A 12083-nucleotide genomic window follows, 5' to 3' on the forward strand; every position below is an offset into this window, starting at 1 on the left:
GCTTGTCTTTTTGGGGAGCACCATACGAAGCATGGTATGAGCCTGTTCAATACCGCCTTTCTGCCCACTGCGCATAGGATCACAATAGTAAATGTTGGAGCGCTGGAATCCGGTTATCCCTGTTTCCAATGAATCTGGATCTCCGAATTCAGAACCGCGATCGGTTAGGATATCTTACAGCGCCTTCCGTGTTGCGGTTCATCAGAAAAGCCAGGAATAGTTTTTCTCTGGTGAAGAAAAAAGTAAGCAATGTTTTAGCGGAGTCGTTGAAGGAGTGAACGGTATCCATTTCCACAAAGGAATCCAGGTGTAGTTCTGAAAAATCAGAGTAAGTTTTGCCAATAAAAACTTTCCGGTCAGAAATCTGTGTTTTGTGTACCTTCCTTGGTTTGAATTTTACCTTGCGTTTTAAATCAATGTTTCTGGATGTAAAAAGGCCCATATCGAGATAGGTGTAGACTGTTCTGACCGACATGTCCAGTTCCGGATGGTTGGTGATGATCTGATAAGGAGACTGTCCCTGGGCAATCGTGCAATGGTTTATAAGCCTTGTGCAGCCATTGCAGACATAAGGGGCCTGTCCAGACGGTTACAGCGTTCTTTTTCAAAATCAGGGCATGTTTGGTTGCAGGTGGGGCAGGAAGCATATTTCACGCCACAGAGAACAATTTTTCCACAGGCATTTTTCTTTTTGCAATGGTACCGATGAATGCAGAAGTTATGGGCATTATAGAAGGTACCTTTATGCCACCAATCAGAAAGCCGACGGGATTTGACCTCTTTGGAGATGGTAGTTGTATCCTTGTATAAGAAACGGGCAATATCCTTAAAAGAGGAGCCTTTGGACAACTCATTTTGAATATAAATACGATCCTGCAGTGAGAGATGTTTTTGATTTCCGGGAATATATTTACTCATAAAAACTCCTTCCACTGCTGTCAGGGTTAAGATAAAGGTAGCATGAATGTATGAAAGAGTAAATGTGAATTGTGCGAGAGAGAATTCCACTGGGGATTAAGAGGCTGGGATTTACAATTTCATTTTTCTGAAAAACTAGAGAGGTAATTGAAGCTTGTTGTTTTTACCATAAAGTGGTAAAATAAGTATAAATTATTTAAGAATGTACTTTGATAATTGGCCCAGTAAAACAGAGAGTGTTTTATTGGGCTTTTTGCTATTAGGGGGGATAGCAAAAGGAAAGAATGATTAAGAGATTGTTACTGGATGTTGCAAAATATCCAGAAAAGCAAAGGATAGTGTTTATGCAGGCAATATCTGAGGTTATAGCTTATTATAAGGATGAGATAAATTCCAGAAAATCTTTATGAATCAATGCAGGCATAACAATAAGAAAAGTGGAGATGCATATGATAAAAAGGTGTTTTATTCCGATAGGACATGGGGCATTTTATGTAGAAAGTTTTTTGGGGGATGGTCAAAAAACGATTTATGTGGTATATGATTGCGGTTCTATGAAAAGTGTTGCTTATTTAGAGGAATGGATACAAAAGATATTTAAACGGGAGGAAGAAATAGAAGCGGTAGTAATATCACATTTTGATAGAGATCATGTGAAAGGATTACCATATTTACTTCAATATTGCAAGGTAAAAAAGTTGTATTTGCCAATGGTTACGGAGTCGGAGCGTAATATTTTAGAAATTGCGTTTGCAGTAAGAAGAGTTGGTGGTTTTACTAGAAGCTTGTTGCGTGCTCCAGACAAGGCTATTGAGAGGCTAAAGTTAAAAGAGGATCATAGGCCACAAATTATAGAAATACTCGAGAACGATAGTTTAGATGATAATACAAATAAAAAGGATAAAAGACAATCTGGAAATAATTTGGCACAAGAGATTTTAGGAGAGGAAAGAAGCAAATGGAGTTCAGGAAAAGACAGGGTAACGTGGAATTATATACCGTTTAACTTTAAAAGGGAAGAACAGATACAAGAACTGTTGAAAAAATTGAAAGTAGTGCTTGGATATGTAGGCGACATAAATGATTTAGAAAAAGAACTGGGGTATATTTGGAAAAGTGCGGATGAAATAACTAGAGAAAAAATAAAACTGGTATACAAATCAATGCCGGAGAAAGTAAACACGAATTCAATGACGTTGTTTTCAGGTGAAAAGCGAGAAGGCAAACTGGTACAGATGGTATATGGAGAAGATGAAATGGATGCATATTATGCAAGCGTAAATAGTGGCTGTTTGTATACTGGGGATTATGATGCATCCGGGAATGAAAAATGGGATAGGTTGAAAAACGCATATAAAAATTATTGGGACGAAGCGGGAGTCATTCAGCTACCGCATCATGGATCTCAGAATAATTTCAATGCAAAGTTTATTAAAACAGGATGCCATTATATTGTTTCGGTAGGAGCAGATGGGAAAGGAAAACATCCGTCCAAAATAGTAAAGGATTGTTTTGGAAGATCTACAGAAGCTTTGCACATTATTACGGCAAGGGAAAACACAGAGGTTTGGACAGAGATAGACAACTAAAATTTTACCTAAGAAAGACTATGAGAAAATAGCTGTCAATTAGATTCTTTTATAATAAGGGAGTATGAGGCTGTTGAACTAACAGCGTCATGAAAATGAAATGTACAAAAAGAAAAATGAGGTAAAAATTAAAAAAAATAATTCATGGAGAACAATGATAATTGTTATTGGAATATACATTATATTAAGTATTATAATACCTATTATATTTAAGTATTGTATATTTGAAAATCCAGAATTATCAAATTTGACAAATAGTGAATGGGCAGGATTTCTTGGCAGTTATGCTGGCGGAATTTTAGGTGGGTTAGGTACATTGATTGCAATGTGGTATACAGTGAAAACAAGTTTGAATATCCAAAAGGAAAACAATGATGCTATGAATATACAATTGCAATCAGATATTCAACGAAGGGATAAAGAGTCTAGGGAAAAGTTTGCAAATGAGATAGCAAATCATTTAGGTGTATATATTACTGATATATCAAAATATTATTATGCAAATATTGAATTAGAAAAGCTAGAGGAAAGAAAAGAGCATGTGGCAGAACGATTGAGCGAACAAGAAGAGGAGGAGCATACGTTTGATATTCATTTCGAAATACTGCAAAGCTATGTTCCTATGACAAGTAAGAATAGAGTAATACCTGAAAAAAATAGAACAGAAAGAGCGTATGTTGATATTTTGCATGAAGAAAGAAGAATAAAAGAAATGGCCATTAGAGTAAAAGCTAATGAAGAATATTTTATTATGCAGACATTATTGAAAAATATACCGACAGCGGATAATTTGTGTGCAGAATTGAACGAGATGCAAAATAGGGTGCGTGATGAAAATGTAGAATTGACTGAAAAGTGGGTTGAGAAAGAAAAAGATTTATTGATGTGGAATTATTCGGAATTTCGAAAAACATACATAGATAAATCCGAAGAATAGGAAGTATGATTGAGAGATAGACAGTAGTGAATGTTCGACAATTGAGGAGTGGAGAATACAGATATGAAGAACAGGCGAAAGTTTTCTATTTTTATAAGTTCTACTTATGAAGACCTTAAGGAAGAAAGACAGGCATTGGTAGGTGTAGCATTAGAGAATAATTTTATTCCAGTAGGAATGGAGCAATTTCACGCTGCCCCCACAAGTCAATGGAATGTTATAACAAAAATGATTGATGAGTGTGATTTTTATCTCCTTGTTATTGGGGCTAGGTATGGTTCAATTGATGAAGAAACTGGTATAAGTTATACTGAAAAGGAATATAATTACGCAAAAAACAAGGGATTACCAGTGCTTGTATTGATTAAGCAATCTTCAGCTATTAGTGAAAATGAGAAGGATACTGGAAATGATAAATACGAAAAAATGAAAAGACTGGATGAGTTTAGAGAAAGAGTCAAAAATGATAAGAATACTGTTGACTTTTTCACAGATTTAAATAGTCTAAAGTATGTGGCGTCGCCGACGTTTAGAAATGCCGCCAATTATGTCGATGATAATGTTGGGTGGGTTCGATATCGAGATATAGTAGATATAATTAACGAGGAGGCAGAAGGACGTAATAAGGCAAATGTTGAACTTGGAGAGCATCAGCAAAAAATGTTAGAAGATATGAAAGCAATATTTTCTCAATTTTGCAGTAGACTTGCAGATTTAGAGAATAATCGGTTGACTTGGAAAGAAATGCCTACAGCAACGAGTGAAGATATTCCCAAATTGTTTCGAGTTGAAGAGGATGCGTTAAATGTTGGCGAGCTAAAGGAAAATAAATTAAGTATAGCTCAAGATGATATTGTTCCTATAGACTCAGCTTTTCTATTAGTGTATGCTGCCGATGGAAATGGTCAAATTATAAAGATACGGACACTTAGTTCACCAACTCAGATTTTTACATCAGGTAACCAGTTTATGGCTGATAATTCAAAAAGAGAATCAGCGAGATGGGAAGAGGCTTTAGATAGACTTATAGAATGGGGATGGGTTAAAGCTGTAGGATATAAAGGCGAAATATTTGAATTGACTGGAACTGGTTACAGAAAAGCAGATTGGTTAAAGGATAATTTAAGAATTGATACGTCTAAAGCTCCAATCGAGGAGTTAAAAGAGTTTGAAACTTGATATAATAGAATAAAAACAAGAAATATGATAGAAAGACGGCGTATGTAGAAAAGAGTTATCGGAAACGGAAAAGCCAGCGGCTGACTTGAAATCCGAAATTCCAGTGCAGCAGTAAATTTCATCCCATATTTAAAATTCTGATTTTTAAAGCCACTTATAGTGATAAAACAAAGGATTTCTGCTATAATGAAGCTGTCTTTTCAAAAAATACTCAGTTTCAGGGCATGAAAAAGAGACCGCTGGAGTTCAGTGTGCGTGACTAAATTCCACCGGACGCATGGGAAATGTGTGAAAAATCTAGTTCTACCCTGACAGCAGATTTTTTGATGGATTATCGGTTGAAGCGGATCAGCTTAGGTGTCAGATGAACCTCGTCGGGGTCAATCTCCCTAAGCTGAAATGCTTTTAAGACCTCTTCATCGAATGTTTCTTTTGTAACGGAATACGGGGGTGTCCATTCAGGCTTTCTCTGGGAGTGGAATTGATGTGACTGGCAATGAGATTTACATCCCATTGAGTCAGAAATTCAAAGCTTGTCTTTTTGGGGAGTACCATACGAAGCATGGTATGAGCCTGTTCAATACCGCCTTTTTGCCCACTACGCATAGGATCACAATAGTAAATGTTGGAGCGCTGGAATCCGGTTATCCCTGTTTCCAATGAATCTGGATCTCCGAATTCAGGGTTAAGATAAAGGTAGCATGAATGTGTGAAAGAGTAAATGTGAATTGTGCGAGAGAGAATTCCACTGGGGAGTGGAATTCACAATTTCATTTTTCAGACTTCCGAATGCAACTCTACTTCTATTGACATATTTTTAATGGTAAGATAGACTAAAAAGCAGGTATATTTGAAAGATAAGATGAATATATTTACAGTATAGCTTATTGTAAAACAAGAGGGATAAGTATGAACAAGATTGAAATTGAGAAAAAGGCAAGTGACACACTTGCGAATATTTCCTATGATGATACAAATGAGGCAGTAGATGTAGTCGAGGTTGCCAAAAAACTTGGATTTGCAGTAGGGAGCGCTGGTTTGGATGAAGGTATGGATGGATTTATTATTATCCAGGAGGGACAAAAGGAGATCCTGGGGATAAAGACAGATAAGCTGATTGGTGTAAATGCGGCGAATGATTTAACCTGGAAGAGGTTTACAGTTGCCCATGAAATCGGCCACTATATGCTTCATTATAACCGGGAACAGGATCATGGAATGTATGCACACAGAGAACATGCAAAGGGAAAAGATGAAACGGAAAATGAGGCGGACTATTTTGCGGCCAATCTGTTGATGCCGAGGGATAAGTTCAAGACAAAATACGATGAATTGAAAGGGAAGGGATTGTCTGAGGAGGAATTGATAGTTCTCCTGGCAGATAAATTTATCGTTACGCAGCCTATGGTAAAGCGGCGTTTTGAGGAGCTTGATATTGCATAACAGAAAAGTAAGTTATCGAAAAAATATTTCTCAAATATTAAATTCCGTAAATTTTATTCAGGAAGTTAATAATGATCAGGAAATGGGTCGTGAGTATATAGATGAATATACGACGAAACAGCAAAGATTACGGGATGAAAAAATAACAGAATTATTGACACATTATGTGGAAGCATATCAGTTCAAAATCAAAAGTAATAAATGGTACAAAGGAATTTTACTGGGAATCTGTATATTGATTTTGCTTACATTTTGCATCGTTTTTGTTATACTGATGTTTAGAATATGTATTACAAAAAATGAAATGTCTGCAGGGAATGTTGCCAAGCTTATCTCGGTATGTGTGACGTTTTTGACGTTGATTGTAGGTATCATGACAATCATAACAAAGTATGTATTCCCGGAAAATGAAGAGGAATATATAACAAGGATTGTTGAAATTATTCAAAACAATGATCTGGAACATAAGAAAGAAAACATCAGGGTTAAATCAATGGTTCAATCAGAGGAAGTTTTAAAAGATATTCAGACGAAGAGTTAAAAGGATATTTAGCGTGTAGTTAATAGGGTGAATCTGATGGGAGCGGGCCACAGCGGAAGCGAATTCTGCTGTGGCTTTTTGGTATATAGTGCAAAGTTATGATAGAGGCAAGATTCTTTCTCAAGGAAACAAGAAAATTAAAAGGTCAAAATAGTATGAACATATGGAAAGCAATATCGACATTATTAAATAATCCAAACTTCATCAGCTTTGTAATCAGTATCGAAGCAGGTGCGACCTGGGATATGATAAAAAAGACGATGTTAAAAGCCTCTGAAGATGTATCAGATGAATATTTGACATATCAACTGTTTGCGGATATTTTTAATAGATTTTATATGGAAAAAGAATATGCATTTGATGAAAAGCTTGTTATGAGTTCGTTTTTGGAACAGGTAAGAAGCATTGAAAATGTCAGTACGAGGGAAATAACACGGCAGTTGCTTAGCAGTACAATGAGAATAGAAGTGAATGATGAGGACTTTTTTATATGGGAAAAATGTTTTATACACGTATGTACGAGAGATAAATATCAGTTGATATATCGAAAAGTGATGTTAGAGCAGCAGATGAAACCGGAGAAAACGCCGGATAATTCCTGGATGAAAAAGTATATGAAAGGCAATTGCTGTACGATTAATTTTAAAGTATTTGAGAAAGCAATTCCTTCATTGGAGAATATATGCACATCGTTAGAGAAGAGGGTGTGGAATGATATAAAAGTCCTAATCTGGGAGATTATTTATAATGCGCAGAAGCATGGAAAAGCAGATCAATGCCGCCTGAAAATAGATGAGAATGCGATTACAATTATTGATAACGGGGTGAGATATAGTCCGTTGGATTTGAAAGCAAAAGAGATAAGTGGCGGCGGAAGTATTGCAATGCATAAAATCTGCTATGATTATCCAGAAATAGAAATGGAAGCATCATATGAGAAGAATGAGAATGTTTTCAGGATTAAGTTTGATGATGCGGTGTTTGATGTTAATCAATTAAGTGAAATAAGAGTGCCAGATCTTATGTTGGTTACTAATATTGAATATTTATATCCGGACGGGGAATTTAAATATTATTTTATTGACATAGGGCGAACGGTTAAGAACAAGAGATTTCTTGGTGCCTCTTATAGTGCGCTCCATCAACTTTTGGAAGCGCTTGAAGAGAAAATACGGAGTGAAGCACAAAGAAAAGTATTCATCTATTTCTCGAATTTACAGGATGACAGGGTTGAGGACATATATAAGCGTTTGAATGAATGCCTACATAGATGGAAGAACAGACTAGAAGAGAGGATAGTTGTAATTTCTGAAGATGTAAGCAGAAGATGACGCATATATTATAATAGAGTATAATATAAATTACCTGGCGGGTAATTTGAATGAAGAGAGAAGGCTTAGAGCTGATATATGGTAACCGGTGAACCCCAAGTACCATGCTAACCATCCGGCCGCTCTCGCGGCCGGTCTATTTTTTTTTTTTCTGGTTTTCTGATATACTCTGGCAGTGTCTTATACCTTGGGCAAAGTCTTTAAATATTTCGACTTCTTTTTACGCACCTTTTATGATAAGATAAAAACAGGAAAGGAAGTGGGACAATGGCTGCAGGATGTGCATTTTTGAGCAATAAAGACAAATTTACTGTATTTCGTTACGGTAAATATACAATAAGATTTAGGGCACCCTATTCGTTGGAAAAGTATACAGATATCAAAGAATGGGATGCGGGGTATCTTGTGGTCATGGCAAAATACAGTCACAGAGAAGAAAGTGAAGAAGAATATATTGATTTGGTTCCAATATTGGAAAATCTGTATATTCAGCCGGAAAATTTCTTGAAGTCAATTAAGGAGGTCAGAATAGAAAATGCCTGATGTTATTAAAATTGCCGATGAGGCAGAATTGATTGTCAATGGATATGCATTTACGAAATGTCCGGAAGGTTTTCGGATTCTGAACCTGAACAGACCGGATAAAGCGCTTGTAATATCGAAGGAAGGGGACACGCTGGAAACGACAATGGATGACATTGAAATTCGGATTGTGAAGGATTATTACGATAAAAATAAGCGCTTTATGGAGGAGTGATAATGCCGAAATATTATGAATTTAAGATTGCTGGTTATTATCTGTATTTTACATCTTTTTGTGTAATTGAGTGTATGCATGTTCATGCCAGTGACAGAAAGCTGACAGAAGCAGGGTCAGCAAAATTTTTTGTAAGGGAAAACGGAGATACGGAACTTCAGAACAGAGGAATTTTGAACGATAGAGAAATTGCTAAGATACAGGCTTTTATAAAAGAGAATTATAAAGAAATGTATATGAAATGGTCAGAGTATAGTGAAAAAGGATATTATGGACAGGAGCATCCTGTATAATAAAAGTAGTAGAAACAACACGAAGTCAAAGACAGGAGCTGAAAGAATATTCGGGATTATATTGCTGAAGATAACGAAGAATATGCAGCAAAGACCATAAAGGAAATTTATGGTAAATTTGAAAATCTTCAGATGTTTCCAGGAATGGGATCAGATCTTTCAAAACGAGTTAGTTTTCGGACAGATTATAAATATGCGATATGGGAAGATTATGTGATTATCTACAAGGCAGGAAACGAGTATGTAGGGATTTATCGTGTGATTAACCGGTATCAGGATATTACGAGAGTTTTTGATTGATAACACAATCATGATAACAAATAAGGACGATATATATACGATTGTTTAAAATAATAGTTCAACTAAATTGGACAGAAAAAGTTGAAGTATTAAGTTGAATAATGCTAAAAGTTGAACTATTAAGTGATTTCAAGCTTTTTAATAGATAGATAAGGATAGATGAACTGAACAGATAGGAGATGAAGCGATGTTATTTATCTGGTACCCGAAATGCTCAACCTGCCAGAAGGCTAAAAAATGGTTGGACGAACATGATATAAAATACACAGAGCGGCATATTGTGGAGGATAATCCTTCTCATAACGAATTAAGCGAATGGTACAGACGGAGCGGCCTTCCGCTTAAAAGATTCTTTAATACCAGCGGTATGCTTTATAAAGAAATGCAGCTTAAGGATAAGCTTCCTACGATGAGTGAGGAGGAGCAGTTACGGTTACTTGCGACCAATGGAATGTTGGTAAAACGATCGCTGATTGTAACGAAGGATACGGTACTCCCGGGTTTTAAGGAAGCGGAGTGGAAAGAAAAATTGAAATAGTGAAGTTGAATAGGAAGGAAACTTAAACTATGTCAAAATCCATCCTTCTGTTAGGCGCAGGCGGACATGCCTTCGTAATAACAGATATTTTGCATACCTTGCAGGACATAACTGGTGAAGCCCTGTATGGAAAAATTGATTTTCTGGATGATGCGTCAGAGTTGGCGGTGGGGAAGTTGGCAGAACTGGAACAAATCGGACGGAATTATGAGGAAGTATTTTGCTGTATCGGGAATAATCAATTCCGGAAGGAACTTCTGGAAAAGGCTGAGAGGCTGGAGATGAAAGTGCCGGTACTGATTCATCCGACTGCGTATATCAGTCCGTCTGCGGTCGTGAAGGCAGGGACGGTTGTGGAGCCGGGAGCGATTATTAATTCCAATTCTGTGATAGAAGAGGGTTGCATTATCTCACCGGGAGCAATTGTCGATCATAATGTGACCATCGGGAAATATTGTCATATCAATGCAGGAGCCATTTGCAAGGCAGGTGCTGTGATACCGGCCGGGACGAAGCTGGATGCAGGGGAAATTGCGAAAGGGTATTAAACGCTTTCTATGATAGCGAGGGTGAAAAGCTTTTAAATCGGGCTTTTCATCCTCGTTTATTAATACGGACATGTTAAAATTTATTGACGGAATAGTCTATATGCAATATAATATAGGTATCAAATGATACCGAATGAATATGAGGGAGTAGTGTGAAAAAAGAAGTGCAGGAATCAAGAATAGAGAGCGAAGCAGCGATAAAATTATATATACAAAAATTAAATTATGCTTTGGATAACGGAGCAAGACTCACTTCCCAGGAGCGAAGATTAGTAGATGAAAATAGAGAAGAACGTTATACAAACAAATATACAGTTGCAGAATTATTTCCAGATGAGGATCCGGTAGTTGCATTAAAAAGAGAATTAAGAAAACTGACAGTTGAAGAATATATTAAAACAGCAAAGGATTTACGATTCCCCAATAGGAGGAAAAATAATGGAGATGAAAATCATTCGTAAAGAAAAGAAATTATGCTTATCCTGTATGGAAATTCACGAAGTAAAAAATATTGCGCTCGAGGAAAAAAGTACTTTTAAAGGCACTCCAATTAGATACGAAGCGGAATATTTTTATTGCGATAATACGGAAGAAATTTATTCAAATGAGGAAATGCTAAAGAAAAATGACATTGCAATGAAAGATGCCTATAGAAAGGCAATGGGGCTTTTGACAACGAATGAAATAATTGCTGTCCGTAAACAATACGGAATTAGCCAGAGCGATTTATGCGCGCTTCTGGGATGGGGTGGGAAGACAATTGCGAGATATGAAAGCTATCAGGTACAAGATAAAGCACATGACACTATTTTAAGAAAACTGGCACAGGATCCGGAATGGTTTTTGCAGCTGTTGAAGGAACGAAAAGAGAACCTAAGTTCTACAGCATTCGAAAAATATGTTACTGCAGCTACAACATCGTATGAGGCAGCTCAAGATTCTTATTTGCGAAAGGCAATAGCGGCTAAATATGCCAGGATACAAAACCAAAGAGAATATAATGGTGATGCAAAGCTGAATTTAGATAAAGCAATTGATGTGATACGTTATTATGCATCCTCAACAGCGGTAAAGGGATTATATAAAGTGAAATTAATGAAGATGCTATGGTATGGGGATAATTTGGCATATAAACAGCGCGATCATGCGATCACGGGCCTGGCGTATCAGGCATTGCCTATGGGAGCAGTGCCGATAGGACATGATTCGATTATTGAATTGAAAGAAGTACCCTGTGAAGAAATAGAGATGGGAGATGGAACAGCATATCGTTTCAAGCTTTCGACCCCAAGTGTGTTTGCGGCGCTGACAGAAGAAGAAAAAGAAATTTTAGATAAGGTGATAAAACGGGTGGGGAGGATGACAACCGAAGAAATTGTGAATTTTATGCACCAGGAGGAAGCCTATAAGAAAACAAAATTGAAAGATATGATTGATTTTAAATATGCGAAAGAACTGCAACTATAAGAAAAAATATATCAAGAGCAGGTGTGAGCCTGCTCTTGGGGGGAGATTATATTCTAGGGCTGAGTCCCTCTTATTGAGACTATGAGAAAATCTCTGTAAATTAGATTCTTCTATGATAATAAGGGTGAGAAGCTTACAAATCGAGACTATGAGAAAATCTCTGTAAATTAGATTCTTCTATGATAATGAAGCTTCCTGTATAATAAAAAACGTGGATGTTGAAAATTGAAAATACCTCAGAG

General features: G+C 36.7%; 14 protein-coding genes and 2 pseudogenes. 14 read left to right on the forward strand and 2 right to left on the reverse strand.

All coding sequences use genetic code 11. The annotated features are described in order from the left end of the window. Positions 1 to 918 (reverse strand): annotated as a pseudogene (locus OCV63_RS17820) (transposase); the annotation flags it as partial. Between the two features lie 449 nt (positions 919 to 1367). On the opposite strand from OCV63_RS17820, the gene OCV63_RS16815 reads away from it, so the two are divergent. From OCV63_RS16815 to OCV63_RS16825, 3 genes are all read left to right on the forward strand, one after another. Then, on the forward strand, positions 1368 to 2507 hold the full coding sequence (locus tag OCV63_RS16815; protein WP_262670948.1) for an MBL fold metallo-hydrolase: 1140 nt from the start codon (positions 1368 to 1370) through the stop codon (positions 2505 to 2507). Between the two features lie 100 nt (positions 2508 to 2607). Further along, entirely contained in the window at positions 2608 to 3444 is an 837-nt protein-coding gene (locus OCV63_RS16820) for a hypothetical protein (protein ID WP_158365364.1), read from the forward strand. A gap of 63 nt (positions 3445 to 3507) precedes the next feature. After that, positions 3508 to 4623 carry a DUF4062 domain-containing protein gene (locus OCV63_RS16825; protein ID WP_158365365.1) on the forward strand — a complete coding sequence of 372 codons (1116 nt, stop codon included), beginning with the start codon at positions 3508 to 3510 and terminating at the stop codon, positions 4621 to 4623. A 331-nt stretch (positions 4624 to 4954) separates the two neighbouring features. On the opposite strand, the pseudogene OCV63_RS17825 reads toward OCV63_RS16825, so the two are convergent. Further along, positions 4955 to 5304 (reverse strand): annotated as a pseudogene (locus OCV63_RS17825) (IS30 family transposase); the annotation flags it as partial. 228 nt (positions 5305 to 5532) lie between these two features. Between OCV63_RS17825 and OCV63_RS16835 the strand changes: the two are divergent. From OCV63_RS16835 to OCV63_RS16885, 11 genes are all read left to right on the forward strand, one after another. Continuing rightward, on the forward strand, positions 5533 to 6066 hold the full coding sequence (locus tag OCV63_RS16835; RefSeq protein ID WP_158365366.1) for an ImmA/IrrE family metallo-endopeptidase: 534 nt from the start codon (positions 5533 to 5535) through the stop codon (positions 6064 to 6066). Next, positions 6059 to 6607 carry a hypothetical protein gene (locus tag OCV63_RS16840; RefSeq protein WP_158365367.1) on the forward strand — a complete coding sequence of 183 codons (549 nt, stop codon included), beginning with the start codon at positions 6059 to 6061 and terminating at the stop codon, positions 6605 to 6607. Before OCV63_RS16835 ends, OCV63_RS16840 begins: the two co-directional genes overlap by 8 nt. A gap of 98 nt (positions 6608 to 6705) precedes the next feature. Then, on the forward strand, positions 6706 to 7938 hold the full coding sequence (locus OCV63_RS16845) for a sensor histidine kinase (RefSeq protein WP_158365368.1): 1233 nt from the start codon (positions 6706 to 6708) through the stop codon (positions 7936 to 7938). A 267-nt stretch (positions 7939 to 8205) separates the two neighbouring features. Beyond that, entirely contained in the window at positions 8206 to 8481 is a 276-nt protein-coding gene (locus OCV63_RS16850; protein WP_158365369.1) for a DUF7724 family protein, read from the forward strand. Continuing rightward, positions 8474 to 8695: a DUF7723 family protein gene (locus OCV63_RS16855; RefSeq protein WP_158365370.1), complete on the forward strand. Its 222-nt coding sequence runs from the start codon at positions 8474 to 8476 to the stop codon at positions 8693 to 8695. The genes OCV63_RS16850 and OCV63_RS16855 overlap by 8 nt, the downstream gene beginning before the upstream one ends. A 2-nt stretch (positions 8696 to 8697) precedes the next feature. Continuing rightward, entirely contained in the window at positions 8698 to 8988 is a 291-nt protein-coding gene (locus OCV63_RS16860) for a DUF4160 domain-containing protein (protein WP_158365371.1), read from the forward strand. Positions 8989 to 9036: 48 nt separating this feature from the next. After that, on the forward strand, positions 9037 to 9288 hold the full coding sequence (locus OCV63_RS16865) for a type II toxin-antitoxin system RelE/ParE family toxin (RefSeq protein ID WP_158365375.1): 252 nt from the start codon (positions 9037 to 9039) through the stop codon (positions 9286 to 9288). 187 nt (positions 9289 to 9475) lie between these two features. After that, positions 9476 to 9826 (forward strand): arsenate reductase family protein, encoded by a 351-nt coding sequence (locus tag OCV63_RS16870; protein ID WP_158365372.1) that lies wholly within the window; start codon positions 9476 to 9478, stop codon positions 9824 to 9826. Positions 9827 to 9855: 29 nt separating this feature from the next. Beyond that, the gene (locus tag OCV63_RS16875; RefSeq protein WP_158365373.1) at positions 9856 to 10374 is read left to right on the forward strand and encodes a PglD-related sugar-binding protein; all 519 of its coding nucleotides are present in this window, start codon (positions 9856 to 9858) and stop codon (positions 10372 to 10374) included. Positions 10375 to 10526: 152 nt separating this feature from the next. Then, entirely contained in the window at positions 10527 to 10835 is a 309-nt protein-coding gene (locus OCV63_RS16880; protein ID WP_158365374.1) for a hypothetical protein, read from the forward strand. Continuing rightward, positions 10813 to 11841: a type II TA system antitoxin MqsA family protein gene (locus tag OCV63_RS16885; protein WP_262670949.1), complete on the forward strand. Its 1029-nt coding sequence runs from the start codon at positions 10813 to 10815 to the stop codon at positions 11839 to 11841. Before OCV63_RS16880 ends, OCV63_RS16885 begins: the two co-directional genes overlap by 23 nt. Positions 11842 to 12083 lie beyond the last annotated feature (242 nt).

This window comes from Laedolimicola ammoniilytica (assembly GCF_025567165.1).
Classification (GTDB): Bacteria; Bacillota; Clostridia; order Lachnospirales; family Lachnospiraceae; genus Laedolimicola; species Laedolimicola ammoniilytica.

What these genes read in the sequence shown, in the direction of transcription:
- OCV63_RS16815 (WP_262670948.1), top strand. Translation starts at nt 1,368, where the DNA reads ATGATAAAAAGGTGTTTTATTCCGATAGGACATGGGGCATTTTATGTA.
- OCV63_RS16820 (WP_158365364.1), top strand. Translation starts at nt 2,608, where the DNA reads ATGTACAAAAAGAAAAATGAGGTAAAAATTAAAAAAAATAATTCATGG.
- OCV63_RS16825 (WP_158365365.1), top strand. Translation starts at nt 3,508, where the DNA reads ATGAAGAACAGGCGAAAGTTTTCTATTTTTATAAGTTCTACTTATGAA.
- OCV63_RS16835 (WP_158365366.1), top strand. Translation starts at nt 5,533, where the DNA reads ATGAACAAGATTGAAATTGAGAAAAAGGCAAGTGACACACTTGCGAAT.
- OCV63_RS16845 (WP_158365368.1), top strand. Translation starts at nt 6,706, where the DNA reads ATGATAGAGGCAAGATTCTTTCTCAAGGAAACAAGAAAATTAAAAGGT.
- OCV63_RS16850 (WP_158365369.1), top strand. Translation starts at nt 8,206, where the DNA reads ATGGCTGCAGGATGTGCATTTTTGAGCAATAAAGACAAATTTACTGTA.
- OCV63_RS16855 (WP_158365370.1), top strand. Translation starts at nt 8,474, where the DNA reads ATGCCTGATGTTATTAAAATTGCCGATGAGGCAGAATTGATTGTCAAT.
- OCV63_RS16860 (WP_158365371.1), top strand. Translation starts at nt 8,698, where the DNA reads ATGCCGAAATATTATGAATTTAAGATTGCTGGTTATTATCTGTATTTT.
- OCV63_RS16870 (WP_158365372.1), top strand. Translation starts at nt 9,476, where the DNA reads ATGTTATTTATCTGGTACCCGAAATGCTCAACCTGCCAGAAGGCTAAA.
- OCV63_RS16875 (WP_158365373.1), top strand. Translation starts at nt 9,856, where the DNA reads ATGTCAAAATCCATCCTTCTGTTAGGCGCAGGCGGACATGCCTTCGTA.
- OCV63_RS16885 (WP_262670949.1), top strand. Translation starts at nt 10,813, where the DNA reads ATGGAGATGAAAATCATTCGTAAAGAAAAGAAATTATGCTTATCCTGT.